Here is a 25648-nt window from a genome sequence, read left to right as displayed (position 1 = left end):
GTTAGCGGTAATTTCAAGAACAACCGACAATGACAAACATAGACCAAAAACTTGAAACTCTATATGACTTATTAGTTGACAATTTCGAAATACTTGAAGCAGAGTTGAAAAACTTAATTTTAAAGCCAGACAAAATTAAAAACACCAATAAGTTTACATCCTTAATAAGCGGTTTTAAAAACTCAATTTTTATTGATCCACTTCTCCAAACAATTAGTCAATCAAACAAAGGCGATCCCTGGCTTACTGACTTTTTATATGCCGCAATTAATTTATTAGACGAAAGTTCTGAAAGTGAAGAGTTTGATACTCCCGAAAATTTAATTGAAAACTTACGAAATTGGATTCTTGACAACAAAAGCGAACTTTCCTGGAAAGCCGCCAACTTGTTAAAGTTCAACGAATCAGAAGCAGCAGAGAAAATACAATTGAAAAAACTAGAAGAACGCGGCGATTTTTTCTTAACATATGCAGAATGTATTTTGGGACTTTTGCATTATGACAAAGACAAACATCTTGAACTTGTGAGACAAATTTCTGTAGATGAAACAAGAGATGAAGAGTTACGCGAATTTGCACTTGAAGCTTATGAGAAGTATAGAAACTACCGCTAACATTGGCTTGGCAAAAAACTGGCGGACGGATTTAATTGAACTTTTATTTTGCTATTTTGCTTTAGTTTTATCGGATAGAACAAAATTTAGCCGATAAAAGAAGCATCAACATTTGAACATTAATTTAACTTTGGTTTCGGCTGATGGGTTTTAAATACTGGTTCTTCGCTAAGTTTCTAACGTTAGCTTCAATACAAATATTCAAATAACCAAACCCGTTAGTTGGATTGTTTTAAATAGTGCCGTTGTTCTGTATATAAATTCTAACTTTATTATCCCACATAGAAATAAATAGAACAGCATGAACCCTAAAGTTGACTTTTATTTTGACAAAGACCAAAACTGGCAGCAAGAACTTGGGCACTTGAGAACGATCGTTTTAAACTGCGGGCTGAAAGAAGAATTAAAGTGGGGCTGCCCTTGTTATACTTTTAACAAAAGTAATATTGTTCTGATACATGTTTTTAAAGAATACTGTGCGCTTTTGTTTTTTAAAGGTGTTTTGTTGAAGGACCCCAAAAAAATTTTAATCCAACAAACGGAGAATGTGCAAGCGGCACGGCAAGTCCGTTTTACCAACATCCAGGAAATTATCGAGAAGGAAGCCATATTGAAAGCCTATGTTTTTGAAGCGATAGAAGTGGAAAAAGCCGGTTTGAAAGTGAATTTTAAAAAGACTGAAGAATTTACAACACCGGCAGAATTTCAAAAGACATTAGATGAAAACCCTGACTTAAAAACTGCTTTTGATAAGTTAACGTCGGGACGGCAAAAAGCATACCTCCTTCATTTCTCTCAACCTAAACAACCTAAAACCCGGGAGGCAAGGGTTGAAAAATGTTTGCAGCAAATCCTCGATGGAAAAGGTTTGAATGATTAGTAGGTTTGTTAAAAAAATAAATTAACTAGACTTTATAATATAGTTTAAAATCAACGTGTTTTACATGCTTCTTTTATACCTATAAATTCAATTTTCACTATTATTGCTATACAAAAAATAAACACAAGTGTTAAACAATTTTTAGGTGGTAAAAGAAGTATCGGATAAGCAAAAATAATATCTAAACAAACTTTGTTACATAACCCCGACTTGCTTAACATCGAAACTAAAAAAACTTTTACCTATTTTTTTTCCAAATTCCCCGAAGGCGGCAAAACGTCAACATCGCGTTCTACTTCTGTTTGTTGCACATGTACCGCGTAATCTGCCGGTGCAATTTTAACGCCTTTGTATTCGGCATAAACTTGCGTAAATTCTGCACCAAAGTATAAAATAGCAGCGGTGTAATAAACCCAAACCAAAATAACAATAAGCGAACCGGCGGCGCCATAAGTAGAACCGGTGCCGGTGGTAGAAATGTAAAGGCCGATCAAAAAACGGCCGATCATAAATAAAACAGCGGTAAACAAAGCGCCAGAACGTACATCTTTCCAACCAATTTTTACATCAGGCAATACTTTAAATATTACGCCGAAAAGCACGGTAATGACAATAAAACTAATGACGACGTTAAGGATGTTAACAAAGATGACGGTAATTGCAGGCAAAAAACGGGTCAGAACATCACCTAAAGCGATTACAACACCATTTACAACCAGCGAAACAATCAGCAAAAAACCCAAAGCAACGATCAGTGAAGAAGACAACAAACGGTCTTGCAGTAACTTTAACCACCCGCGTTTTGGTTTGGCTTTCACCTTCCAAATGATATTGATGGAATCTTGGATCTCTGCAAAAATACTCGTAGCACCAACAAGTAAAGTAATTCCACCGATAACTGCTGCACTTGTTGTTTTGCCCGAAAGCTGTGCACTTTTAATCATGTCTTGTATTTGTTTGGCGGCCTGGTTGCCCACCATGCCATTAATACCATCAAATATTTTGTTATTGTGAACCGCATCTTGACCTAAAACCAATCCCACCAAGGAAATGAGCAACAACAGCAATGGTGCCAACGAAAAAATGGTATAATAAGCCAGTGATGCGCTCAATTTCAAACCTTTGTCATCCAAAAACCCGTTAAACGTTCCTGACAACAGCTTAAACCCGTTTTTAAATGCTTCTATTGTAAAATACTTTTTCATTGTTAAAGTTATTGTTAAAACTTTTATTGATACAATTTTGAAAAAAAGATCAAAGAGAAAACGCTTTTCAACTTGTTAACTGTATGCCGCTGCATATTGTTTAGTAAATTACAATAAAGTATTAACTTTAAGCGCAAAGCCAATACTGTTTTTAGCAGGTAAAAATTGGTAAGACGACACTTGCAGTTTTTTTGTTTTTAGTATGAATGTTTAATTTGATACCAATTTTATGATGATAAAAACAGCATTCTGTTTCCTTTTATTGCTCTCCTTTTTTGGTTTTGCCAAAGCTGCAGAAGTACATATAAACCAGTTTATTCTGAAAGAAAACCCTTTTGCAAAAGATGAAGTGGCCGTGGTTGCCTGTGATACTGCCGGTACGCCGCAGGAAAACATCAACGGTTTATTTAATTTTACGGTGAATGGTTTTAAAGAAGAATTGAAGTTTGAAAACGGGATTGCTTTTTATCACCATAAATTAGAAAAATCAAGCTTTTTGTATTTAAAACACCGCGACGATTACGGTTCGCATTCGCGCTTATATTACATTTATAAACACGATTCTAAACTGGACCCTTATAGCATTAGCTGGAAATTTCTGGTTGCCGTCCCGCTGATTTTGATCTTGTTTGGTTATTTGTTCAAACGCTTTATCATCATCGCCATCGTAATATTTTGCATCTTCAGCTATTTCAATTATAACGGCGGCATGAGCCTGGGCACGTTTTTCGAAACCATTTTTGATGGCTTAAAGCACCTGTTTTAAAACGGCATCCCGATCCCAAAATTTAGTTGCATAAAGCTGTATTTTTCGCCGTTGTTTTGCAGATAATTGTTTTTGAAGTCTCCGGAGTAAAACAACTCGCTCAAATGGTTCAGCAAAACCCATTGCTCGCTTCCGCCAAATTGCGGGTCTTTAAACTTTAGGCCGGCATCCAAACGAAAAACAAAAAAACCTAAATCAACCCGCAGCCCTGTGCCTATGCCAATAGCTGTTGTTTTTGGTAAAGTTGCCAGCGTAAACTGGCCGCCCGGGTTTTCGAGCGGTTGGTCTTTTAACCGCCACACGTTTCCAATATCGGTAAAAACTGCGCCTTTTAACTTCGAGCCAAAAAAATTGTTGGCAATTTTGTAACGGTATTCGGCATTGGCCACAATTTTGATCTCGCCAAACTGGTCTAAATATTTAAACCGGGCCCGCTGGTCATTATTAGCATAAAAAGTAGCCCGGTTAAAGCCACCCGGCCCAAGCGTACGCGGCAGCCAGGCACGCATATCGTTAGTGCCGCCTACATAAAAATTTTTCTCAAAAATTAGCTGGTTGCTATTGCCATACGGAACGCCAATCCCGGGGTTTATCCTGAAAATAAACTGCCGTTCGCCGCCTAAACTCCGGTAAAACCTCAAATCGGCCTCGCCCTTAACATACTGCGAAAATGCCTGGCCAAAAACAGTACGTTGGCCCAATGTATCACGTTTTGCATTGGTTAGTTTACTGATCAAGGCCAACGAGTTTCCGCCTAAATCCAAGTTTCCCCTAAAAAATATAAAGTTTTGGTAGCTGGTCAGCAAGCTGTAGTTTTTGGAAAAAGTATATTGGCTTCCTGCTGTAAAAACAGTGCGGCCAATTAAATAAATGTAAGAATAACGGTTTTGGGCCAACAAATCCTGGGCAGCCTGTGGGTCTATTTTACCCGAAGAAAACTGGATATTGATCGGCGTAAAAGAATATTGTCTACGGTTGTTTTCGGCCCAATCATAAGTGATGGAGTTGATGATATTACGCCGCGCAACTAAACCATTTTGAAAAAAATAATCGTAACTGGAAGCAAAAGTGGTGTGCGGAATGCCGTACAACCCGGAAGCACGGATGCCAAACGGAGAAATAATGCCCGGATAAGTTAAGTTGGCACCGATTTTAAAATCCTGGTTTTGGATGCCGTTGTTTAACGTGGCTTGTTCTTTGGCGTTATCGTACAAAATACTGTAGTTAAACTTAACCTGCAAAATTTCGGCACCGCCAAATAAATTTCGGTTGGTATAAGTATTGGCCAGGTTGAAACCATAACGGCCATTGTTAAAAATAAATTCAGCTTCTACCCGGTTAGACATTTTTTTAAGCGGGATCAATTCTATCCTGCTGTTTAACCGGTTGGTGCTATCGGCCGTTTTGGTGTAGGCCGGGCTTGGCACGTTCCTGAAAACGTTTAATTCGGATAAACGTGTAGTAGTCAACGTTTGGTTGTTGATGTTGTACAACTGTCCTTTTTTTTGAAAAATGTAGCGCGTGATGGTCTTCGAGTTAAACTTCCCCGAAAAATCTACAAACCGAAACTGCGAGTCTAATTGTAAAGTATCGGCTTTTCCGCGCGCCCTTCCCGAGCTTCGGTCAACCACAATCAACGTATTATTGATGGTAAAAGGAGTATGCGCTTTTTTGCCTGCCGGGTTGTCCACCACCAAATCCACATCTACCAAACCTCTGTTTAAAGCGGTATCAACCGAAAAGTTAACGTATTGCCGGTAAAAATCGTAGTAGCCGTTGCGCTTCATCAACTGGTAAAACTGCTCGCGGTCAAACGCCAAACTGTCTTCATCGTAACGTTTGTTTGGCCTGATCCGCGTAATCATGTTTTTATTGGCATGATATAAAACAGCCAATTTCGGGTCGGCAATACTGTCTTTATAACGCCTCACTTTAAACATCGTTCCCGGCGTAACTGTAAAAATCAGTTCTGCTTTTTTGTTTTTGATTTTGATGTCATCGGCAACCCGCGCGTTTAAAAAACCTTTGTTCTGCAAAAATTTTTGGATTTGTAAACGGGAAAATTCCACCAAATCGCTATCTAAAATTGCTGGCGGCTCACCGATATTCTTCTTTCCGTTTTTACTAAAGGCATAATAAAACTGCAGGTTTACAATGCTGTTGGGCTGCTGCTGCTTGTCCACATAATTTTTGGCCGGTTCGGCAAATTCTTCGCCGATGCCTTTCACCGTAATTTTGCGCACTAAAGATTGGTTCGGTTTTAACCTTCGTGTTATGCTGCATCCGGAAACCAGGATCAGGCTTAAAATACTTAAAATTGCAACTGTATTTAATTTAGCGTACACGTATGGTTTCAAATCAAATCTCTTTTTTAAAATCATTACAACAAAAGAAGCACCGGAAAGCGCATGGCCTGTTCCTGGTTGAAGGGCTGAAATCTGTAACCGACTTTTTGCATTCAGATTTTTATACGGTAAAAACAGTATTTCATACTTCGCATTCAGCATCAAAAATGCTGAAAGTTTCGGGTAATATAAAGCTTGAAGAAGTTTCGTCCGCCGAATTAGAAAAAATCAGCAGCCTGACAACGCCGCAGGAAGTAATTGCGCTTACAGAAATCCCGGAAAACAACGAAATTAAACCGAAACAATTGGCCGGAAAATTTACGCTGGTTTTGGATGGCATACAAGATCCGGGAAACTTGGGGACGATCATCCGTACGGCAGACTGGTTTGGCATTTCGCAAATTATTTGTTCTGAAGATACCGTTGATATTTACAACCCGAAAGTGGTGCAGGCAACGATGGGTTCGCTCTCGCGGATTGAGGTGCATTATGCCAACTTGCTTCTTTTACTGCCCCAAATTAAGCAACCCGTTTTTGGGGCGATGCTGCACGGCGAAAACATCTACCAAACCAATTTTGGCAATGAAGGATTGATTTTGATGGGCAACGAAGGCAACGGCATACGGCCGGAAATTCAAGCTTTGATCAGCAGGCAGATTACGATACCACAATTTGGCAAAGCAGAATCTTTAAACGTGGCCATTGCCGCTGCTATTTTTTGCAACGAGATCAGCCGGAGCCGATTGAAATAAAAATTGCCCGAAAAGAATATTTTGTTATTTTTGCAGGCTTAAACAGGGTCGGGTGGCCGAGTGGCTAGGCAGAGGTCTGCAAAACCTTTTACAGCGGTTCGAATCCGCTCCCGACCTCAACAAAAAATATTAAAAAACAAAGATCATGGGCGTTACGCGTTTAAAAAGAAAAGATAGAAAAAACAAAACTGTTTCCCGTTTGGAAGTACAGCATTTAAAATTGGCCACCAACTTAGAATTGGGTTCCCGTTCTGTTCAGCCTAAAAACGACCAATTGGCAAAAAACAACGAAGCGATCCGTATTGCTTTGGGCAAATAAAAAGCTTCTTTTACCGGTAAAAATATATAAATCCTGTTTGCTTTTTTGCAGGCAGGATTTTTTTTGTCATTTCGATCAAAGGGAGAAATCTTCTCACATGAGGAAAAGCTAAGTAAGTTAAACTTTTAAGTTTAATACGAATACAGACTAATTAGATTTTATTTTTTTATACAAAGAGCTAACAGAGATATAAATTACGCAGAAGCCACCATAAATAGTATACATTTTATCACTTTCTATTGTATTATTGTTTAACAAGGCGAATGTTGTGTAAATCAACTTTAATCCTCCTACTATTGAAGATGAAGAAAAGAAAACGCTGCCTAATTGAAGAAGGTCAACTTCTTTTGTTCGTTTATTAGCAACAAGTATTATTACATAAGCTATGGTAATAATAACACCAAATATTACTATTGCAGATGTTTTAAATAAAAATTCCACAATTAGTGTGTGTACCTTGCATTAATGCTTTTTTTACTACCTCTTTTTTTATTTCTGATACTGTAAGCAGAATAGCCTGTAACAGCCCCTCCGATTATTCCTCCAACCACACTTCCAACTATTCCAAAACTTGCACCCAGCAATGCCCCACCAGTAGTTCCTGATAAGGCGTTAGATATAACATTTAAGTTATTATCTTCTTCTTTTGTAATTGCCATACAAATAATTAATGTTTATCAAAAATACTAATTAAACCTCTATAATCTTGAAAAAGTTTTATATAATATGAACGCTCAAAGCAACCTTTGGTTGATCCTTTTAATCAATCCCGGCCCTTCATAAATAAAACCCGTATATAATTGTACTAAAGAAGCACCAGCTTCTAATTTCTCCAAAGCATCTGCTGCCGAATGTATCCCGCCAACGCCAATAATCGGGAATGCTTTTCCGGATTTTTCTGATAAATACCGGATCACTTCTGTTGACCGTTTGGTTAATGGTTTGCCGCTTAATCCGCCGGTTTCATTTTTTATTTTTTGTGGAGAAATTAAACCTTCACGCCCAATTGTTGTGTTAGTTGCAATTACCCCGGCAATCCCGCTTTCTTTTACAATCTCGGTAATATCGTCCAACTGTTCGTTTGTTAAATCCGGCGCAATTTTTAAAAGAATTGGCCTCGAAACATCGTTCTTCCGGTTGCGCTGCTGCAAGGTTTGCAACAGCTTTTTTAACGGCTCTTTTTCCTGCAACTCGCGCAAACCTGGCGTATTGGGCGAACTCACATTTACCACAAAATAATCCACCACATCAAAAAGCCGGTCGAAACATTTTACATAATCGCTTACTGCATCTTCGTTCGGTGTGTTTTTATTTTTGCCGATGTTGCCGCCGATGACAAGGTGCGGGGTTTGAGGTTTGAGGTTTGAGGTGCGGGGTGCGGATTGGCGGTAACGGCGGATTCGTTCTGCAACTACATCAACGCCTAAATTGTTGAAACCCATACGGTTAATGAGCGCTCCGTCTTCTTTCAGCCTAAACATTCTTGGTTTCGGGTTTCCAGGTTGGGGCAAAGGTGTAACCGTTCCAACTTCTACAAAACCAAAACCGAGGTTGGCCATTTCGCCCATCAGTTCTCCGTTTTTATCGAAACCTGCTGCCAAACCAATCGGGTTTTTAAATTTCAGTCCAAAAACTTCCCGTTCTAAACTTGGATTTTCTAAAGTAAAAACAGTACGGCTTAATTTTGCTACACCTGGGAAACGGTTAAAACTTTTTAAACTTGTAGTTACGAAATGATGTATTTTTTCGGGATCAAATTGAAAGAATAGCGGACGGATAAGTTTGTACATAAAATGTTGATACTGTTTTTAGCACCTAAAAATCAGTGTAAAATTTTAAAAATCAATTCTTTCATCAGTTCGCCGTTATCTGCTGTTGAATTTACGCCTTTACTTTTTAAATCATAATCGCGCAGCAAACTGATGACTTGCATTGTTTTGTTAAAGTTAAAAGTTCGGCTGGCTTGCTCAAAATCTTTTACAAAGTACGGACTAACGCCTAAAGTTTTAGCCACGTTTTGCGGTGATTTATCCGGCAAATAATGAAACTTGAGCACTTTAATAAAGTAATAATTTAAGTTTCCCAAAACCAGCACAAAAGGATTTGCTTTTTGGTTGGCTTCAAAATAATTGATAATGCGGTTTGCTTTCAGCACATCTTTTCGGCTCAAAGCAGTTTGCAATTCAAACACATTGTATTCTTTGCTGATGCCAATGTTGTCCTGGATATCTTGTGTCGTGATTTCTTGTCCGGCTGCAACATTCAGCATTAATTTTTCCAGTTCGTTTGCAATTTTGGATAAATCGTTTCCTAAATATTCCGACAACAATGCCGAAGCTTGCGGTTGTATCTTGTAGTTTTTTGCAGCCACAAACTGTTCTACAAACGCCGGAACTTTGCTATCATACAAAGGCGAAGATTCGAAAACCAATCCATTTTTTTCGATGGCTTTGTAAGTTTTTTTACGCTTGTCAAACTTTCCGTACTTGTAACAAAAAACCAAAATTGTACTTTTCAGCGGGTTTTCCAGGTAAGCCAAAACCGGGTTGATGTGTTTCTTGTTCTCGTCATCGCTTCCCCACTTCATATCCTGTGCTTCTTTTACCAGCACAATTTGGTAATCCGCCATCATCGGATAACGTTTTGCCGCATTAATTACCGCCATCGGGTCGGTATCTTTTCCGTAAAAAACCGTTTGGTTAAAACCACGTTCGGCTTCGCTAAGTAACTCATGCTCAATGTAATCGCCAATCTCGTCTATAAAATACGGTTCTTCGCCATGCAGCAAATACAGCGGTTTCAGTTTCCGGTTTTTCAGGTCTTTCAGTAACTCGTTCGCAGTCATATTTTCAACCGCCAAATTACAAAATCCCTTTAGGTTTGCTGTCAATTATTGCCGATTTTCGTGCCGATGGAACTCCTTTGCCCGCTCAACCTGCCGCCCTACCCTTTTCAAATTACCGAACGCAACAAACAGTTTTTTTTATTTGATGAGATCCGCAAAAAAACTTTGTTGATAACGCCCGAAGAATGGGTGCGGCAGCATTTCATCCAATATTTAATGCTGCAAAAAAAGTATCCTAAAAGTTTGATCCAATTGGAAGGTGGTTTGAAACTGAACGGACAATCCAAACGATCAGATATTCTAATTTTTAATTCACAAGGAGAAAAGATTTTACTGGTAGAATGTAAGGCGCCGTCGGTCAAAATTACACAAACAGTGTTCGATCAAATTGCAAGATACAATATTGTACACCGTGTTCCATTGCTTGCTGTAACCAATGGTTTGGAGCATTTTTATTGCAAGATTGATTTTGAACAGGAGAAATATTTTTTCGTGGATGAACTTCCTGATTATGAAGAATTAAGCCCGAAATAATGTAACTTTTTACAACAAGGTTTCCGTATAAGAGAAAAACCTAAGTTGTATGACCAATCAACTCAACCTAAACTACCGAAATGCAAATGCCAACTTAAACAAACTTTGGCTTTACAGCAGTATTTTTTTATCGGCTTTAGTCCTGATTACGCTTTGCTCGTCTGTTGCAATTTTGCCCGCAGCTTTTTATTTAAGCAATATGGTATTATGCCTGTTGTTTATAATTGTAGTTGTCGTTTTAAAATTTAAAAAAAAGCAGGTTACATTGGTCAAGATTGAAGAAAACCAATTGCAATATTTTTGCCCGATAAAAAAGGAAACGGTCGTGATCCCGACCAATGAAATCACCAAAGTAACCACCCAATTTTGCGAATTGCAAATCCATACTTACAACCGCACACATTGTTTAAACCTGAAAAAAATTAAACAGGAACAACAGCGTTGGGAAATCAAAGAAATGATTAAAAAGTTTGCGGCTGAAAATGAGCAGCGAGCTTCTGGGTTTTGAAAATTATATTTGTTTTATCAACTAACATCTTCCCCCGCTTTCATCAACTTGTAATTTCGATAAGCGGCAAACAACAAATATCCTCCTGCCAACAAATTCCAAGTAATTGAAAAACTGTTTCTGGCAGATTTGTTATAAACCGCACTGTATAAAGCTTCACCCAAAATTAAAATCCCGGCGATTAGGGAAATGTAAAACATGATTTTAGGGTTCATAAAAATGAGTATGTTTTAAGTACACCGAAATTACAATTTTGTAGTTGCATAAAATATACCGGTAAAAGAAGCATTTGCTTTTGTCATTTCTACCAAAGGGAGAAATCTTCTTCAAAGCTACGAACTCATTTTGTTGAAATAAGATTTCTCCCTTTGGTCGAAATGACAGCGAGCTAACCTACCAACCCCGCCAAACTTTCTTCCAGCATTTTAATTTTAGCTTCGGCATCGGCTTTTTTCTGCTGTTCGTTGGCTACAATTTCGGCTTTGGCGTTTTGCACAAAACGTTCGTTGCTTAATTTGGATGTTACCGATTTTAGGAAACCTTGCAAGTAAGTTAACTCTTTTTGGATGCGTTCGCGCTCAGCTTCTGCATCAATTTGATTGGAAAGTTCGATAAAAAATTCATCGGTTCCGGCGATAAAGTTGGCTGCACCTGTGATCTTTTCATTAGTAAAATCAACACTGCTTAAATTTCCTAACTTGGATAAAACAGGTTGATAAGTTTGATAATCAATTTCTGAATTGGATTTGATCATTAAAGGCAAAGCTTCTTTTGGAGAAATCTGTTTGATATTTCTAGTATTCCTGATTTCAGAAACTACTTCTTTTATCGTGCTAATTTCATTCAATAATTTTATGTTGATTCTGCCGACTTTCGGTTGTTGCGCCACAATACAACAATCTAATTTACCACGCTCGCCAAACAATTCATCATGCCATAATTCTTCGGTTAAAAAAGGCATAAACGGATGAACGATCTTTAGGATATTTTCAAAAAAACCAACTGTTGACTTGTAAGTTTGTGCATCAATTGGTTGCTGGTAAATTGGTTTTACCATTTCCAAGTACCAGGCGCAGAAATCGTCCCAAACCAATTTGTAAGTCGCCATTAAAGCTTCTGATAAACGGTATTGTTTAAAGTTCTCTTCAATTTCCATCAAAGCCTGGTTAAAACGACTTTCAAACCAATCAATCGAAGTTTGATTTGGATTAGACAATTGTTCATCCACTTCCCAACCTTTTACCAAACGAAATGCGTTCCAAATTTTGTTGGCAAAGTTCCTTCCCTGTTCGCAATGGCTTTCATCAAACATCAAATCGTTCCCGGCGGGAGAAGAAAAAAGCATCCCGACACGAACGCCATCCGCGCCGTATTTATCGATCAAATCCAGCGGATCGGGAGAATTGCCAAGTGATTTTGACATTTTCCGTCCTAATTTATCACGTACAATTCCCGTTAAATAAACGTTTTTAAACGGTGCTTCGTGCTTAAATTCATGTCCGGCCATAATCATCCGCGCCACCCAAAAAAACAGGATTTCAGGTGCCGTAACCAGATCATTGGTTGGATAATAATATTGCAGGTCAGCATTGCCCATACTGTTTTTACCACTAAAAAATTGGGGATCGAAAACAGAAATCGGCCAAAGCCAGCTTGAAAACCAAGTATCTACAACGTCTTCATCTTGCTTTAAGTCCGAAGGTTGTAAATTAAAGGCAGTTGTGTTAAGTGTGTTGGCTTCCTCAAAAGCTTCTTCGCGGGTTTTGGCAACCACAAATTGCCCGTTTGGTAAGTACCAGGCCGGTATTTGCTGTCCCCACCACAATTGTCGGCTGATGCACCAATCCTTTACATTTTCCATCCAATACTTGTAAGTATTGATGAACTTGTCGGGGATCAATTTGACTTCGCCGTTCAACACATAATCCAACGCCGGCCCGGCCATTTTTTCCATTTTGCAAAACCATTGCATGGAAAGTTTGGGTTCGATCACGGCATCTGTCCGTTCCGAAAAACCGACTTGCGATTTATATTCTTCCACTTTTTCCAGCGCTCCGGCTTCTTCCAACAGTTTGCCAATTTCTTTTCGCGCTGCAAAACGATCTTTGCCGATCAAAATCTCTGCTTTTTCGTTCAGCGTTCCGTCATCATTCAAAATATCAATCACCGGCAAATGGTGTTTGATGCCGAGGTTGTAATCGTTCAAATCATGCGCTGGCGTTACTTTTAAACAACCTGTACCGAAATCCATCTCCACATATTCATCCAAAATAACCGGGATTTCGCGGTTGATCAAAGGGATCACCACTTTTTTGCCGATAAAAGAAGTATAGCGTTCATCGTTTGGGTTGATGCAAATTGCCGCATCCGCCATGATGGTTTCGGGGCGGGTGGTGGCAACAACGAGGTGTGAGGTGTGAGGTGCGAGGTGTGAGGCTCTGTCGCTTTCAAATTGCTGATCGCGGATAGCTGACGGCTGACCGCTCCCCGCTCCTACCTCCTCGCTCTCCTCAACAACCTCATACCTAATATAATACAACTTCTGGTTCACTTCCTTGCGGATCACTTCCTCATCAGAAACAGCCGTTTTTCCCTGCGGGTCCCAATTAACCATCCGCACGCCGCGATAGATCCAGCCTTTTTTATAGAGGTGAATAAAAGTATCAATTACGCCTTCGCTCATATCGGCATCCATCGTAAAACGGGTCCGGTCCCAATCGCAACTTGCACCTAACTTTTTTAATTGTTCCAGGATGATGCCGCCATATTTTTCTTTCCACTCCCAAGCGTAGCTTAAAAACTGTTCGCGTGAAAGCTCTTTTTTGGCAATGCCGCGTTCTTTCAGCATGGCCACAACTTTAGCTTCGGTGGCGATGGAAGCATGGTCAGTCCCCGGCACCCAGCACGCATTTTTGCCCTGCATCCGTGCCCTTCTGATCAAAACATCCTGAATGGTATTGTTGAGCATGTGGCCCATATGAAGCACGCCGGTTACGTTTGGCGGCGGGATGACGATGGTATAAGGTTCGCGGTCATCGGGAACGGACTTAAAAAAGCCGTGTTCCATCCAATATTGGTACCATTTATTTTCGGTTTCTTTCGGGTTGTATTTTGTAGAAATCTGCACAGTAATAAAAATCAAGGTAAAATATTTTTATCAAAAATAGGCTTTAACGCTGATTTTTGAAGAAAGCGGTTGGATAAAAAAACAGTGGTAAAAGAAGCATCCGAAAAACAAAACCTAACAAGAGTTTGCCGATAACAATATTTTTACAATTAAAAGGAAAGTTACAGATTGGTATGTTTCTATTGCTTTGTTTTAGAAGAAGGATTAAAATAAACTACAAATCAACAAGTTAACTTATTAATACCAATTTTATGCTGATAAAAGAAGCATGCAAGTTTTTCTAAATACTTCTTTTATCAACCTTTTTATAATGTATATTTAACATTTAATTAAAACAGAAAATTAATTTTTTAAAGATGAATTTGAAGTACTCAGGATTGGCCATTACCAGCGCAGTTTTGTTTTCTATCGGCGCCATGGCCGGAAACGGCGAGCCGGTAAAAGGCGGAAAACCGGTTCCGCCAAAAAAATTTATTGACCGCGCCAACATGGACCTGGCGGTAAAACCGGGCGATAATTTTTTTGAATACGCCAACGGAGCCTGGCTTAAAAACAATGAAATCCCGGCAAAAGAAACCCGTTGGGGAAGTTTTAATGTGTTGCGCGATTTCAATATCAACGCGGTAAAAACCTTGTTAGCTAAAGCAGAAGCCGATCAAAATGCCGCACCTGGCTCTATCGAAAAACGTGTTGGCGATTTTTATGCTGCCGCAATGGACAGCGTAACGATCGAAAAATTGGGCTATACGCCTATCAAACCGGAACTGGACAAAATCAGCCGGATTAAGGATTTAAACGGCGTTTTAAATGAAGTGGCCGTGATGCGCACTACCGGCATTGCCTCGCCGCTGTTTGGTTTTTATGTAGGCCAGGACAGCAAAAATGTAAACAAGATGATTGTACATTTGAGCCAGGGCGGAACTTCTTTGCCCGACCGCGATTACTACCTGAAAAGCGATGCGCGTACACAGAAAATCCAATCGGCGTACAAAAACTATATCGTTACTTTATTTACTTTAACCGGAACCGACCAGGCAACGGCACAAAAAAATGCCGAAACTATTTTTGGTATCGAAAAAGCATTGGCAGCCGCCCAAATGAGCCGTGTTGAAATGCGAGACCCGCAAAAAACCTACAATAAATTTGCCGTTTCAGGTTTCAGCAAAACTACGCCTGATTTAAACTGGAATGATTTGATGGCCAAAATGAAAGTGCAAGGCCAGGATTCCCTTGTGGTTTCTAACCCAAAATTTTTTACTGATGAAGATGCCTTATTAAAAGCCACCCCGGTAAACGATTGGAAAACTTATCTGCAATGGAACACACTGAAAGGTTCTGCAGCTTATTTAAGTTCTCCTTTTGTTAAAGCACAATTTGCTTTCAGCCAGGTATTGTCCGGCCAAAAAGTACAAACACCAAGATGGCAACGGATGTCATCGCTAACCGATGGCGCAATCGGAGAACTGCTGGGACAGTTGTATGTAAAAGAATATTTTACACCGGAAGCAAAAGCACGGATGACGGAACTGGTTGCAAACTTGCGCAAAGCTTTTGAGATCCGCATCAATAAATTGGATTGGATGAGTGATGTAACCAAGAAAAAAGCCATTGACAAACTGCATGCTTTTACGCCTAAAATTGGTTATCCGGACAAATGGAAAAACTATAATGGTTTGGTAGTCAACAGAAATACGTTTTTTCAGAACGTGAAAAACTCTGACATTTGGGATTATAACGAAATGATTGGCTTTTTAGGCAAACCGGTTGACCGTAGCCGTTGGGGAATGACGCCGCCGACGGTTAACGCTTATTACAACCCGGTAATGAACGAAATTGTTTTCCCGGCAGGGATTTTACAGTTCCCCTTCTTTGACCCAAAAGCAGATGACGCAGTAAATTATGGCGGAATTGGTGCCGTAATTGGCCATGAAATGTCGCACGGTTTTGACGACCAGGGAAGCCAGTACGATAAAGATGGAACATTGCGCAACTGGTGGACAGCAGAAGACCGCAAAAAATTTGATGCGAAAACTGCTGCTTTGGCCAAGCAATTCAGCGATTATACCATTTTAGACAGCATCCATTTAAACGGAAAACTGACTCTAGGCGAAAACATTGGCGATTTGGGCGGCTTAAACGTAGCTTACACGGCTTTTAAATTGACCAAACAAGGCCAAAGCAACGAAAAAATTGATGGTTTTACGCCCGATCAGCGTTTCTTCCTTTCCTGGGCACAAGTTTGGCGAGGGAAAATTTTACCGGAATCGGCTGCACAACAAGTTGTGGTTGACCCGCATTCGCCTGAGCAGTTCCGTGCCATTGGCGCGCCTGTAAATATGGATGCCTGGTACACCGCTTTTGATGTAAAACCTGGCGATAAATTGTACAAGAAACCGGAGGATAGGATTCGGATTTGGTAGGTTGAGAAATTTATGAAGGTAAACGAAGCCCGTGATCATAAGGTTGCGGGCTTTGTTGGCATATAGTTATTCCATAAATTAGCTTTGTAATTATTATGGTTCAATAGTTGCATAACCAGAATTTCATAAATGATAAGTACTTCTGATTTAATAATTATTGCTAAAGATCGTCTCACTGATGCTGAAACTCTTCTTAATGCCCATCGATACGATGGTGCTGTTTACTTGTGCGGATATTCAGTTGAAATTGCTTTAAAGTATAAAATTTGTAAAACTTTAAATTGGATAGGATTTCCTTCAACAAGTAAAGAGTTTGAAAAATGTAAAAACTTAAAAACCCATGACTTGGATGTACTTTTGGCCTTTACAGGAGTTGAAACGACACTAAAGTCAACACATCTTGCTGAATGGTCTGCTATTGCCATTTGGAATCCTGAAGCAAGATATAATCCAAGTGGTGTTATTAGTTCAGCAGACGCCACTTTAATGCTAAATAGTTCTAAAAATATAATTGGAATATTATGAAAGAAATTGTAGATAAATTAGTAGAAATTGAGAAGGAAACCTCTGAAGAAAAAGGCGAATATGATTTTTTTGCACTTTTTTTGAGAGAAAATTCTTCTGATAAATGGGATATTCTTGTAGCAGCGAACTGGATTGATAATAATAAAGAGGAAGCGTTAAAATATTTGGCCAAAATTTTTCAAAATTCTTTTAATCAAAATGAGCTTTTGTCAATATCACGTATTGTCCTTATTGAAGACACTAATCCAGCACTTCCTGCACTACAACAAGCCATTAATGTTGAACATGGTTCAATAGAAATAAAAGATGCTAATTTTTTTGGCTTAGAAATAAAGCATGCGTTTTTAATTACTTCAAAAAATAGACAGGTGGCTTAAATTGAATGTATATAACCGGTTAGATTTTTAAAATATGGTAAATTTTTACTTAGAGCCTGTTTAAATTTCTATCATAAGAATTTATAATGCTTCTTTTATGCCTATAAATTCTGTTTTTAAATGCTACACCGGCACAAAAAATATAATAAACTAATGATTTTTAGGTGATAAAAGAAGCATAGAAAATAAATTGGATGAAATTTAAACAGGCTCTTATATATAAATTCTTTTATGCTCTAATCAACAAAACCGTAATAGTTCAAACACAAATTTCAATAGTGAAATTGGTAAAACTCACAATTCCAAATATTTTAAGTTACAGGAAAACTATTCGCATTTTTAGATTTCGGCTTACCAAATTTTTACCGATAAAAGAAGCATCAACAGTTTTTGTAACTTCATTAAAGAATAAAATCAATACGATTATGAATTACGGCCCAATTAACATAGACCCTGAAACCATGGGTGGAACACCTGTTTTTACAGGGACAAGAATCCCGGTTCAAACGCTTTTTGATTATATAGAAGGCGGTGATGATTTAAACGAGTTTTTAGACGATTATCCTACAATTTCAAAAGAAGTTGCTGTGGAAGTTCTAAACATGGCAAAAAAGACGCTTACAACCGAAAAAATGCTAAATGAAAATTTTGCTTGATGAAAATTTGCCCAAGAAATTAAAGGCCGATTTTGGAACAGAACATGAAGTTAAAACTGTGCGGGATATGGGCTGGTTAGGAAAAAAGAACGGTGAACTTTTGGGTTTGATTGTTTTAATGGCTTTGATTTTTTCGTTACAATTGATAAAAACCTTCGCTTCCAACAAAACCTGGATCGCATCGAATTGAAAATATTTTTGCTTCTTGCAAAAAATAATCGAAGAGAAACTTTACAACTTTTAGTAGAAAAAATAAAAGAAAGTATTCAAAAAGGGGATTTACAAAAAGTGAACGAAATTTCCTAACGCATTGCTGAATAAGAAATATTAAAATAAAAACACCTCTCCTTTCAATGCTCCAGCTTATCATCCATTTAAAATCAAAACCAATTAACTCTTAAACAATTTAATAATTTCCTCAAAAGAAACAATCAAACCAAAAAATGCTTCTTTTATAAACCCATCAATGAAAAAAGCATTAATTTTTGATCTTGACGATACCATCTACCCTTCTAAATCTGTTGCTGACAAAATGTTTGCAGAGCTTTATGCTTTGATTCAGAAACATGTGAGTGAAGACGTTTACGAAAAAGTTAAAGAAGATATTTTAACTTCACCCTTTCAAAAAGTTGCCGACCGCTACAAATTTAGTAAGGAATTGAAGCAGAAAGGAATGAAGTTATCCGAAGAGATGGAGTACCACGAGCCGATCAAAACTTTTGATGATTATTCCTTTATTAAGGACCTAAATATTGATAAATTTTTAGTGACGGCGGGTTATACCAAACTCCAAAAAAGTAAAATAAAACAGCTTGGTATCGAAAAAGATTTTAAAGAGATTTTTATTTCTGATCCTGCTAAAACAGGTGGAAGTAAAACAGAAGTATTTGAGTCAATTTTAAACAAATACCATTATCAGCCAAGCGAGGTTTTAGTGATTGGAGATAACCCGGAAGCAGAAATTACAGCAGCCAAAGAATTAAATTTAGACACGTATTTGTACGATGCGGAAAAAAAATACTCTCCCGCATTGGCTGATTATTACGGCAATAATTATAGTAACCTAAAGGAGATTGTGGGATAGTCTTAAAAAAAGAATCTGTTAACTTTGGTTCATGCTTCAAATTGTTTCAACTGCCGATGGTTGCAACACCATCTTCAATTCAGAAATTGGCGAGAACTACCATTCCAAACATGGCGCGTTGCAAGAAAGCCAACATGTATTTTTAAAATCAGGCCTGCAATATTTTTTATCGGTAAAAGAAGCATCACAAGTTACCATCCTGGAAGTTGGTTTGGGCACAGGTTTAAACTTTTTGCTTTCGGCAGATTTTTGTACGCAGCAACATATCAAATTGGATTATGTTGGTATTGAAGCTTTTCCGCTGAATACAGAATTGATCGGGCAAACGGGTTACGATCAATACATCGGCAAAGATTTATGGGAAAACTTTCAGGGCATGTATCCTTCCGCCATCAACCATAAAGTAAAAATAAATACGTTTTGCGAGTTGGAATTGGTGCACCGGGAATTGCTGAATTTTGAATCGCCGCAATTGTTTGATGTGGTTTATTTTGATGCTTTTGCCGCCGTCCATCAACCCGAAATGTGGAGCGAAGAAGCCATTGCACACACCGTTTCCTTTTTAAAAACAGGCGGCATTTTTGTAACTTATGCCATTACCGGAAACTTAAAACGGCAATTAAAAGCTTTAAATTTTAAAGTAGAAAAAGCACCGGGCGCACCCGGAAAACGCGAAATGCTGCGGGCAACGCGTTTGTAATACTTCTTTTATCATATAAAAGTCAATCTCTCTATGTCTTGATATATATCAAGTGTTAAAACACTTATTGGGTTTATGTTTGTTCAGGTTTACAGGTTAGAAAATTAAATTTAACCTTAGAAAAAACTTTAAACAAAATATCATGGCCATAATAGAAGATTTGAACTGGCGCTACGCCACCAAAAGAATGAACGGACAAAAAGTTCCGCAAGAAAAAGTTGACTACATTTTAGATGCTATCCGTTTGGCGCCTACGTCTTATGGTTTGCAGCCTTTCGCTGTTTTGACGGTAGAAAGCGAAGAATTGCGCAAAAAAATCCAGCCAGTTGCCTACGATCAGCCACAAATTTTTGAAGCTTCGCAATTGCTTGTTTTTGCGGCTTGGGATGATGTTACCGAAGTGCATATTACCGATTACATCAACAATATTGCTGCTACGCGCGGTATGCCGGCCGAAGTTTTGCAAGGTTTCCATAATACCATGGTAGGCACGGTGCAACGTTTAACGCAGGAACAGCGCTTTAACTGGGCTGCCAAACAAGCATACATTGCTTTGGGAATTGGCCTTGCCGCGGCTGCGGAGCAAAGGGTTGACGCCACGCCAATGGAAGGTTTTGATCCGCTTGGCTTGGATACGTTGCTGGATTTAAAATCAAAAGGTTTACGCAGCGTAAGCTTGATGTGTTTGGGCTACCGCGATGAAGCGAACGACCAACTGGCACACGCCAAAAAAGTACGCCGCGCAAAAGAGCAACTGTTCATCCAATTATAACCGGTAAAAACAGTATCAGAATAATTCATCCCGACAGGAATTTCCTGCCGGGATTTTTTGTTACAGGTTATCTTCAGACTTTTCTAACTTTCCGCAACTTTTTCTTAATACTTCTTTTACCGTACAAAAATCATTGCGGTTTAAAACGTTAATTTTGCCTTTTTAAATTTAACTATGGCTTTACCAATTCCGGCGGCGGCACAAAACCCGGCCGCCGCTTTCGAACGTTTACTTGCGGTTTTAAAAGATTTGCGCACCAATTGTCCGTGGGACAAAAAGCAAACCATGCAAACCCTGCGGCACCTCACCATCGAAGAAACCTACGAACTGGCCGATGCAATTTTGGAAAATGATTTGCCTGAAGTGAAAAAAGAACTGGGCGACGTAATGATGCACTTGGTTTTTTATGCGGAGATTGCTTCCGAAACCGGCGATTTTACGATTGTAGATGTTTTGAACGGTATTTGCGAAAAACTCATCCACCGCCATCCGCATATTTACAGCGATGTTTTGGTTGAAAATGAGCAGGACGTGAAACGCAACTGGGAACAGTTGAAGCTGAAAGAAGGCAACAAATCGGTTTTGGGCGGCGTGCCAGCTTCGTTGCCGGCTTTGGTTAAAGCGGCGCGGATTCAGGAAAAAGCACGCGGCGTTGGCTTTGACTGGGAAGATAAAAGCCAGGTTTGGGAAAAGGTGGAAGAAGAACTGCAGGAATTTAAAGATGAATTTAATGTGCTAAACGAAGCATCAATCAACCCCGAAAAAGCGGAAGACGAGTTTGGCGATTTGCTGTTTTCGTTGATTAACTACGCCCGTTTCATCAATATCAACCCTGAAAACGCTTTGGAAAAAACGAATAAAAAGTTTATCAAACGCTTTCAATACCTCGAACAAAAAGCGAAAGAAAACGGCAAACAATTGCAGGATATGACTTTGGCGGAAATGGATGTTTATTGGAACGAGGCGAAGAAACTTTGATGGATTGATGCTGTTTTTATGGCCATAAAATAAGTGTAACTTGTTGCCAGATAGAAAAAGTTATATCATGAAAAAAATTTGGAGTTTCATTGCCACTGTTTGCTTTTTCTCAACCATAGGTAATTCAACATTAATCAAACCTCATATTGATGAATTTTTACTTAGACATTATCCGCAACAAACCAAAGCTGTAATTATTGATGAGCTATTAGAATATCACCACCCATCTTACATTTATATGTTTAAAATTGATGGTGAAGAATACAAAAATAGTGAATACAAGAATAATGCTGCTAATTCAACACTTAAAGTCGGGGATACAATTGAAATAAAATACTATAAATACAATCCAGCCATCAACACACTTTTACATTTCAAAAATCATATTTGAGCTTGCGTTTCATGCTTAAAATGCTGCTCTGTATAGTCTTTTTATCGGTATAAAATTGAATCGAATATTGTAATTTTATCAAAAAGTAGTAAATATGTCAACTATCGTTATTCACCCTCAATCTGCCGAACAAGAAAATCTTTTTGAACAACTTGCCAGAGTATTAAACGTACCGTTTGAAAAGTCGAAAGAAAGCCCTTATGATCCGGAATTTGTAAAAAAAATAGAACAAGGCAGAGAAGATGTTAAAAATGGATTGGGTATAAAAGTTACTTTAGAAGAACTGGATAACCTTGCAGGAAAAAAACAGAATTTATCAGAAAAATATGCTGGTAAGTTACCTTCTGATGTTGCAGATGAATTACAAAAATTTGTTTCTGACAGCAGAAATGAGTGGGACCGTAATCATATTTAATAGAAACAAGTTTATGTCTATGCTTAAAAACCTACTCCTCCTTACTGTTTTTATCGGCATAAACCTGACAGCTTTTGCCCAGCATAAAAACAAAAAAAGCAATACAAATTATTTTCCGCCAGCCGGGAACTGGGCACACCAATCGCCGCAAAAGTCTGGTTTTGATACGGCAGCTTTACGTCAGGCCATCATTTTTGCACAGGCAAACGAAGCCAAAACACCGCGCGACCAGGCCGTAGCGCAAGCTTTAAGTTTTGGGAAAGAACCTTTTAGTGAAGGCGTTGGCCCATTTGCAGAACGCGGCGCAGAAACCGGCATCATTGTTTACAAAGGTTACATCGTTGCGGAATGGGGCGACCCAAACCGGATTGAAATGACGCACAGCGTTACCAAAAGTTTTCTCTCCACGGTGGTTGGTTTGGCGGTTGAAAAAGGGTTGATAAAAAACGTATTCGATACGGTTTCCAAGTATGTGCCGCCGATAGAAGTTTATAATCCGCTTCAAATCAACCGCCCGGCAGAAGATTTGGGCAAGCCGGAACTGCTTACGCCTTTCGCATCTTCGCATAACAAAACTTTAACCTGGGACGTGATGCTGCGTCAAACCAGCGATTGGGAAGGCACACTTTGGGGAAAACCGGACTGGGCCGACCGGCCGCAGGGAAACGCCAGTGAATGGGTCAACCGGAAAAGAAACGAACCCGGCACGGTTTGGAAATACAACGACACGCGCGTAAATGCTTTGGCTTTGGCCGCAACCAATGTTTGGCGGCAACCGTTGCCAAAAGTTTTGAAAGAATATATCATGGATCCGATTGGCGCTTCCAACACCTGGCGCTGGTATGGCTACCGCAATTCGTGGATTGTGCTGGACGGGCAGGCGGTACAATCCGTAAGCGGCGGCGGACATTACGGCGGCGGTATGTTTATCAACGCTTATGACATGGCCCGTTTTGGCTTGCTTACTTTACACCGCGGCAACTGGAACGGCAAACAATTGATTGCCGAAAACTGGGTGCAACAAGCTTTAACGCCCACAAAAGCAAACCCGAGCTACGGCTACATGAACTGGTTTTTAAACCTCGACCAAAAGTTTTTGCCCAGCGCGCCTGCTACTGCTTTTGTGCATTTGGGCAACGGTAACAACATGATTTACGTTGATCCGGAACATGATTTGGTGATGGTTGTACGCTGGATTGAAACTAAAGGCATGGACGGAACTATTCAAAAAGTGCTTGCTTCGTTGAAGCGATAAATTCAACGATTAATCTAAATTGCTTAGTTATCTTAGCAGTTTCCATTTCGTTTCAAATCCATACTGTTTTTATCCCATGAAAATTGCAGTCGCCTCTCCCCCAATTCCAAAATCTTTAAAAGATGGTTTATTTTGGCTTGAAGAACTGGCATCGGATGCTGCATCGCAAGAAGCAGAAATTATTTGTTTTCCGGAATCATATCTTCCCGGCTATCCTGGAATGCCTTATCCAAAGGAAGACCGGGAAAAAGAGCCGCTAAAAGAAGCATTGCAGCAAGCTTGCCGGATTGCTTCGACACAAAAAATCGCCATTATTTTACCAATGGATTGGTACGAAGATGAATTGCTTTTGAACGTGGCACAAGTGATTTCTGCGGAAGGAAAAGCGTTGGGTTATCAAACCAAAAACCAGTTAGACCCAACGGAAGACGAGATTTGGACAGCAGGCAAAACCCGACAACTATTTGAAATTAAGGGCTTAAAATTTGGCATTACCATTTGCCATGAAGGTTTTCGCTATCCCGAATCCGTTCGCTGGGCGGCACAAAACAGCGCGCACATTGTTTTTCATCCGCATTTTTCGGGAAGCGACGAGGAAGGAACGGTATTAACCCAATTTTTTAATCCAGACAATCCGTATTATGAAAAGGCGATGATGATGCGGGCACTGGAAAACACCATCTATTTTGCCAGTTCTAACTACGCTTCTAAATATGCTGAGTCTGCAAGTGCCGTGTTTGCGCCCGACGGAAAATGTGTGGTTAACGAAGCATATGGACGGACTGGCGTTATTGTGGCTGATCTTGATCTAAATTTGGCTACCGGCTTTTTGGCAAAACGATTTAAAAATAAGTTGTATAAAAACTTGTAAAATGATTGGGATTAGAAAAGAGTCCATGTATATCGAATACGACCAGATTAACGCGGATACAATTTAAAGCAAAATGACAGCAAAACCTATAAAAACAGAAACCGAATACAACAATGCATTGGCAAGACTTGAAATAATTTTTGATGCGCCGACCGATTCTAAAGAAGGCGACGAAGCTGAAATTTTATCGCTTTTAATTGAAAATTACGAAAATCAGCATTATCCAATTTCCGCACCTGATTCTATTGGAGCAATAAAAACACGAATGATATGACTGGTTTTGTAAAGCAGGTGCTGGCTTCGATGAAAAAACAATGAAATACTTCTTTTATCGGCAAAAAAACATTGAGGCTTTACTGGCTGCCGTTTGCGGTTTTCTCGTCGTGCTGCTTTTTACAAAGTACAGCGGCATTGGCGTTTCTCCAGATTCTGTAGTTTACACTTCCGTTGCCCGAAATTTAAACGCCGGTTTAGGGATGTTGGAATTCGGAAGAAAACCTTTAATCGAATTTCCGGTCGGTTTTCCCATTTTTCTCGCCATCATTCAATTCATTTCACGCCTCGACCCAATCGTAACTGCGCCTTACGTTACCGCCAGCCTTTTTGCGGCTGTTGTTTTTTGCAGCAGTTTTTATGTTGATGCTTTTGGTTTTCGGTCGGTTTGGTACAAATACCTTGTGCTGATTAGCATTATTTTAAGTCCGTCTTTGCTCGAAATCTACACCAAACTTTGGTCAGAAACGTTGTTTATTTTATTGGTGTTGCTGTTGCTGTTGAGTTGGAAAAAGTACGTTCAAAACCATCAGCAAAAATGGCTGATCACTTGTGCTTTGATCGCTGCTTTTTCCTGCATTACGCGTTACGCCGGCATTACTTTGGTTTTAACCGGAGGTTTGCTTTTGATCTTTGATGTCACACTTGCGCTTCGGCAAAAAATCAAACATTTCCTCATTTTCAATTGCATCGGCATTTTATTATTGGCCGCAAACTTATTCCGAAATGCTTTGCTTGGCAACAATTTAACCGGCAACCGGCAAAAAAGCATCGTTTCTTTGATGGAAATCCTGCATCATTTTGGCGCAACTTTAAATTCCTGGCTCACCGTTCCGGATGATTTGGTTGACCGGTATGCTTCTTTTACCGGCATATTTTTCTTGTCGGGTTTTGTGCTGTTGTTTTTCTGGCGGTTTTTCCGCTCCGGTTTCTATAAACCTGAAAATATTGCGGTTGGGTTTTTTCTCGTTTATACTTCTTTTATCATCATTTCTTCGGCCATTACGCGTTACGAAACCATCAACAACCGCTGTCT

29 protein-coding genes and 1 tRNA gene are annotated in these 25648 nt (G+C 39.3%); 23 read left to right on the top strand and 7 right to left on the bottom strand.

Annotation, left to right across the window (positions count from 1 at the left end):
• Nucleotides 1-29 precede the first annotated feature (29 nt).
• Both Q0192_RS07060 and Q0192_RS07055 read left to right on the top strand, forming a co-directional pair.
• On the top strand, nt 30-614 hold the full coding sequence (locus tag Q0192_RS07060) for a hypothetical protein (protein ID WP_299288164.1): 585 nt from the start codon (nt 30-32) through the stop codon (nt 612-614).
• Between the two features lie 301 nt (nt 615-915).
• Nucleotides 916-1494, top strand: coding sequence for a YdeI family protein (locus Q0192_RS07055; RefSeq protein ID WP_299288160.1), 579 nt, complete (start codon nt 916-918; stop codon nt 1492-1494).
• Nucleotides 1495-1736: 242 nt separating this feature from the next.
• Here the strand turns inward: Q0192_RS07055 and Q0192_RS07050 are convergent, their stop codons facing one another.
• Complete coding sequence (locus Q0192_RS07050; protein ID WP_299288157.1) at nt 1737-2699, bottom strand: YihY/virulence factor BrkB family protein; 963 nt, start codon at nt 2697-2699, stop codon at nt 1737-1739.
• A 229-nt stretch (nt 2700-2928) separates the two neighbouring features.
• Between Q0192_RS07050 and Q0192_RS07045 the strand changes: the two genes are divergently transcribed.
• Nucleotides 2929-3465, top strand: coding sequence for a hypothetical protein (locus Q0192_RS07045; RefSeq protein ID WP_299288155.1), 537 nt, complete (start codon nt 2929-2931; stop codon nt 3463-3465).
• Here Q0192_RS07045 and Q0192_RS07040 read toward each other — a convergent pair.
• Entirely contained in the window at nt 3462-5822 is a 2361-nt protein-coding gene (locus tag Q0192_RS07040; protein ID WP_299288153.1) for a BamA/TamA family outer membrane protein, read from the bottom strand. The genes Q0192_RS07045 and Q0192_RS07040 overlap by 4 nt on opposite strands.
• Here Q0192_RS07040 and Q0192_RS07035 point away from each other — a divergent pair.
• From Q0192_RS07035 to Q0192_RS07025, 3 genes are all read left to right on the top strand, one after another.
• On the top strand, nt 5813-6562 hold the full coding sequence (locus Q0192_RS07035) for an RNA methyltransferase (protein WP_299288151.1): 750 nt from the start codon (nt 5813-5815) through the stop codon (nt 6560-6562). The two genes, Q0192_RS07040 and Q0192_RS07035, sit on opposite strands and share 10 nt — an antisense overlap.
• A 46-nt stretch (nt 6563-6608) precedes the next feature.
• Nucleotides 6609-6679: transfer RNA gene (locus Q0192_RS07030), tRNA-Cys, on the top strand.
• Between the two features lie 28 nt (nt 6680-6707).
• A complete protein-coding gene (locus Q0192_RS07025) occupies nt 6708-6881 on the top strand; it encodes a spore protein (RefSeq protein ID WP_299288149.1) in 174 nt (57 codons plus the stop codon).
• Nucleotides 6882-7324: 443 nt separating this feature from the next.
• Here Q0192_RS07025 and Q0192_RS07020 read toward each other — a convergent pair whose 3' ends face one another.
• From Q0192_RS07020 to holA, 3 genes are all read right to left on the bottom strand, one after another.
• Nucleotides 7325-7540, bottom strand: a complete 216-nt coding sequence (locus Q0192_RS07020) for a hypothetical protein (RefSeq protein WP_299288146.1) — start codon at nt 7538-7540, stop codon at nt 7325-7327.
• 75 nt (nt 7541-7615) lie between these two features.
• Entirely contained in the window at nt 7616-8671 is a 1056-nt protein-coding gene (locus Q0192_RS07015; RefSeq protein ID WP_299288143.1) for a quinone-dependent dihydroorotate dehydrogenase, read from the bottom strand.
• A 32-nt stretch (nt 8672-8703) separates the two neighbouring features.
• A complete protein-coding gene (holA, locus tag Q0192_RS07010; protein WP_299288140.1) occupies nt 8704-9726 on the bottom strand; it encodes a DNA polymerase III subunit delta in 1023 nt (340 codons plus the stop codon).
• Between the two features lie 66 nt (nt 9727-9792).
• Between holA and Q0192_RS07005 the strand changes: the two genes are divergently transcribed.
• A complete protein-coding gene (locus Q0192_RS07005; RefSeq protein WP_299288170.1) occupies nt 9793-10260 on the top strand; it encodes a type I restriction enzyme HsdR N-terminal domain-containing protein in 468 nt (155 codons plus the stop codon).
• A 49-nt stretch (nt 10261-10309) separates the two neighbouring features.
• Nucleotides 10310-10768 carry a hypothetical protein gene (locus tag Q0192_RS07000; RefSeq protein WP_299288137.1) on the top strand — a complete coding sequence of 153 codons (459 nt, stop codon included), beginning with the start codon at nt 10310-10312 and terminating at the stop codon, nt 10766-10768.
• A gap of 17 nt (nt 10769-10785) precedes the next feature.
• Here the strand turns inward: Q0192_RS07000 and Q0192_RS06995 are convergent, their stop codons facing one another.
• Together Q0192_RS06995 and Q0192_RS06990 are read right to left on the bottom strand one after the other, a co-directional pair.
• Nucleotides 10786-10983 carry a hypothetical protein gene (locus tag Q0192_RS06995; protein ID WP_299288135.1) on the bottom strand — a complete coding sequence of 66 codons (198 nt, stop codon included), beginning with the start codon at nt 10981-10983 and terminating at the stop codon, nt 10786-10788.
• Between the two features lie 173 nt (nt 10984-11156).
• The gene (locus Q0192_RS06990; RefSeq protein ID WP_299288133.1) at nt 11157-13895 is read right to left on the bottom strand and encodes a valine--tRNA ligase; all 2739 of its coding nucleotides are present in this window, start codon (nt 13893-13895) and stop codon (nt 11157-11159) included.
• A 416-nt stretch (nt 13896-14311) separates the two neighbouring features.
• Here Q0192_RS06990 and Q0192_RS06985 point away from each other — a divergent pair, with 416 nt between their 5' ends.
• The 15 genes from Q0192_RS06985 to Q0192_RS06915 form a co-directional block, all read left to right on the top strand.
• Nucleotides 14312-16315, top strand: coding sequence for a M13 family metallopeptidase (locus Q0192_RS06985; protein WP_299288167.1), 2004 nt, complete (start codon nt 14312-14314; stop codon nt 16313-16315).
• A gap of 129 nt (nt 16316-16444) precedes the next feature.
• Nucleotides 16445-16840, top strand: a complete 396-nt coding sequence (locus tag Q0192_RS06980) for a HEPN domain-containing protein (protein ID WP_299288130.1) — start codon at nt 16445-16447, stop codon at nt 16838-16840.
• On the top strand, nt 16837-17217 hold the full coding sequence (locus tag Q0192_RS06975; protein WP_299288127.1) for a hypothetical protein: 381 nt from the start codon (nt 16837-16839) through the stop codon (nt 17215-17217). The genes Q0192_RS06980 and Q0192_RS06975 overlap by 4 nt, the downstream gene beginning before the upstream one ends.
• Before the next feature lie 194 nt (nt 17218-17411).
• Nucleotides 17412-17873, top strand: coding sequence for a DUF433 domain-containing protein (locus tag Q0192_RS06970; protein WP_299288124.1), 462 nt, complete (start codon nt 17412-17414; stop codon nt 17871-17873).
• On the top strand, nt 17857-18063 hold the full coding sequence (locus tag Q0192_RS06965) for a hypothetical protein (protein WP_299288121.1): 207 nt from the start codon (nt 17857-17859) through the stop codon (nt 18061-18063). The genes Q0192_RS06970 and Q0192_RS06965 overlap by 17 nt, the downstream gene beginning before the upstream one ends.
• A 276-nt stretch (nt 18064-18339) precedes the next feature.
• Nucleotides 18340-18957, top strand: a complete 618-nt coding sequence (locus Q0192_RS06960) for an HAD family hydrolase (RefSeq protein WP_299288118.1) — start codon at nt 18340-18342, stop codon at nt 18955-18957.
• A 31-nt stretch (nt 18958-18988) separates the two neighbouring features.
• On the top strand, nt 18989-19657 hold the full coding sequence (mnmD, locus tag Q0192_RS06955) for a tRNA (5-methylaminomethyl-2-thiouridine)(34)-methyltransferase MnmD (RefSeq protein WP_299288115.1): 669 nt from the start codon (nt 18989-18991) through the stop codon (nt 19655-19657).
• A gap of 142 nt (nt 19658-19799) precedes the next feature.
• Complete coding sequence (locus Q0192_RS06950) at nt 19800-20429, top strand: nitroreductase family protein (protein WP_299288112.1); 630 nt, start codon at nt 19800-19802, stop codon at nt 20427-20429.
• Between the two features lie 174 nt (nt 20430-20603).
• On the top strand, nt 20604-21407 hold the full coding sequence (gene mazG, locus Q0192_RS06945; RefSeq protein ID WP_299288109.1) for a nucleoside triphosphate pyrophosphohydrolase: 804 nt from the start codon (nt 20604-20606) through the stop codon (nt 21405-21407).
• Between the two features lie 67 nt (nt 21408-21474).
• The gene (locus tag Q0192_RS06940) at nt 21475-21798 is read left to right on the top strand and encodes a hypothetical protein (RefSeq protein WP_299288106.1); all 324 of its coding nucleotides are present in this window, start codon (nt 21475-21477) and stop codon (nt 21796-21798) included.
• A gap of 94 nt (nt 21799-21892) precedes the next feature.
• Nucleotides 21893-22213, top strand: coding sequence for a DUF2683 family protein (locus Q0192_RS06935; RefSeq protein ID WP_299288103.1), 321 nt, complete (start codon nt 21893-21895; stop codon nt 22211-22213).
• A gap of 19 nt (nt 22214-22232) precedes the next feature.
• Complete coding sequence (locus tag Q0192_RS06930; protein WP_299288100.1) at nt 22233-23468, top strand: serine hydrolase; 1236 nt, start codon at nt 22233-22235, stop codon at nt 23466-23468.
• A 76-nt stretch (nt 23469-23544) separates the two neighbouring features.
• Nucleotides 23545-24339 carry a carbon-nitrogen hydrolase family protein gene (locus Q0192_RS06925; protein ID WP_299288097.1) on the top strand — a complete coding sequence of 265 codons (795 nt, stop codon included), beginning with the start codon at nt 23545-23547 and terminating at the stop codon, nt 24337-24339.
• 73 nt (nt 24340-24412) lie between these two features.
• The gene (locus tag Q0192_RS06920) at nt 24413-24613 is read left to right on the top strand and encodes a hypothetical protein (RefSeq protein ID WP_299288094.1); all 201 of its coding nucleotides are present in this window, start codon (nt 24413-24415) and stop codon (nt 24611-24613) included.
• 40 nt (nt 24614-24653) lie between these two features.
• Nucleotides 24654-25648, top strand: a 995-nt coding sequence (locus Q0192_RS06915) for a hypothetical protein (protein ID WP_299288091.1), incomplete at its 3' end; no start/stop codon positions are given.

Source organism: uncultured Mucilaginibacter sp. (genome assembly GCF_937859865.1).
Classification (GTDB): domain Bacteria; phylum Bacteroidota; class Bacteroidia; order Sphingobacteriales; family Sphingobacteriaceae; genus Mucilaginibacter_A.
This window is presented reverse-complemented; position numbering and strand designations above follow the sequence as displayed.

Excerpts from the sequence above, each read along its gene's own strand:
- Q0192_RS07060 (WP_299288164.1), top strand. The coding sequence starts at position 30 with ATGACAAACATAGACCAAAAACTTGAAACTCTATATGACTTATTAGTT.
- Q0192_RS07055 (WP_299288160.1), top strand. The coding sequence starts at position 916 with ATGAACCCTAAAGTTGACTTTTATTTTGACAAAGACCAAAACTGGCAG.
- Q0192_RS07050 (WP_299288157.1), bottom strand. The coding sequence starts at position 2,699 with ATGAAAAAGTATTTTACAATAGAAGCATTTAAAAACGGGTTTAAGCTG.
- Q0192_RS07045 (WP_299288155.1), top strand. The coding sequence starts at position 2,929 with ATGATGATAAAAACAGCATTCTGTTTCCTTTTATTGCTCTCCTTTTTT.
- Q0192_RS07035 (WP_299288151.1), top strand. The coding sequence starts at position 5,813 with ATGGTTTCAAATCAAATCTCTTTTTTAAAATCATTACAACAAAAGAAG.
- Q0192_RS07025 (WP_299288149.1), top strand. The coding sequence starts at position 6,708 with ATGGGCGTTACGCGTTTAAAAAGAAAAGATAGAAAAAACAAAACTGTT.
- Q0192_RS07020 (WP_299288146.1), bottom strand. The coding sequence starts at position 7,540 with ATGGCAATTACAAAAGAAGAAGATAATAACTTAAATGTTATATCTAAC.
- Q0192_RS07015 (WP_299288143.1), bottom strand. The coding sequence starts at position 8,671 with ATGTACAAACTTATCCGTCCGCTATTCTTTCAATTTGATCCCGAAAAA.
- holA (WP_299288140.1), bottom strand. The coding sequence starts at position 9,726 with ATGACTGCGAACGAGTTACTGAAAGACCTGAAAAACCGGAAACTGAAA.
- Q0192_RS07005 (WP_299288170.1), top strand. The coding sequence starts at position 9,793 with ATGGAACTCCTTTGCCCGCTCAACCTGCCGCCCTACCCTTTTCAAATT.
- Q0192_RS07000 (WP_299288137.1), top strand. The coding sequence starts at position 10,310 with ATGACCAATCAACTCAACCTAAACTACCGAAATGCAAATGCCAACTTA.
- Q0192_RS06995 (WP_299288135.1), bottom strand. The coding sequence starts at position 10,983 with ATGAACCCTAAAATCATGTTTTACATTTCCCTAATCGCCGGGATTTTA.
- Q0192_RS06985 (WP_299288167.1), top strand. The coding sequence starts at position 14,312 with ATGGCCGGAAACGGCGAGCCGGTAAAAGGCGGAAAACCGGTTCCGCCA.
- Q0192_RS06980 (WP_299288130.1), top strand. The coding sequence starts at position 16,445 with ATGATAAGTACTTCTGATTTAATAATTATTGCTAAAGATCGTCTCACT.
- Q0192_RS06975 (WP_299288127.1), top strand. The coding sequence starts at position 16,837 with ATGAAAGAAATTGTAGATAAATTAGTAGAAATTGAGAAGGAAACCTCT.
- Q0192_RS06970 (WP_299288124.1), top strand. The coding sequence starts at position 17,412 with ATGAAATTTAAACAGGCTCTTATATATAAATTCTTTTATGCTCTAATC.
- Q0192_RS06965 (WP_299288121.1), top strand. The coding sequence starts at position 17,857 with ATGAAAATTTTGCTTGATGAAAATTTGCCCAAGAAATTAAAGGCCGAT.
- Q0192_RS06960 (WP_299288118.1), top strand. The coding sequence starts at position 18,340 with ATGAAAAAAGCATTAATTTTTGATCTTGACGATACCATCTACCCTTCT.
- mnmD (WP_299288115.1), top strand. The coding sequence starts at position 18,989 with ATGCTTCAAATTGTTTCAACTGCCGATGGTTGCAACACCATCTTCAAT.
- Q0192_RS06950 (WP_299288112.1), top strand. The coding sequence starts at position 19,800 with ATGGCCATAATAGAAGATTTGAACTGGCGCTACGCCACCAAAAGAATG.
- mazG (WP_299288109.1), top strand. The coding sequence starts at position 20,604 with ATGGCTTTACCAATTCCGGCGGCGGCACAAAACCCGGCCGCCGCTTTC.
- Q0192_RS06940 (WP_299288106.1), top strand. The coding sequence starts at position 21,475 with ATGAAAAAAATTTGGAGTTTCATTGCCACTGTTTGCTTTTTCTCAACC.
- Q0192_RS06935 (WP_299288103.1), top strand. The coding sequence starts at position 21,893 with ATGTCAACTATCGTTATTCACCCTCAATCTGCCGAACAAGAAAATCTT.
- Q0192_RS06930 (WP_299288100.1), top strand. The coding sequence starts at position 22,233 with ATGCTTAAAAACCTACTCCTCCTTACTGTTTTTATCGGCATAAACCTG.
- Q0192_RS06925 (WP_299288097.1), top strand. The coding sequence starts at position 23,545 with ATGAAAATTGCAGTCGCCTCTCCCCCAATTCCAAAATCTTTAAAAGAT.
- Q0192_RS06920 (WP_299288094.1), top strand. The coding sequence starts at position 24,413 with ATGACAGCAAAACCTATAAAAACAGAAACCGAATACAACAATGCATTG.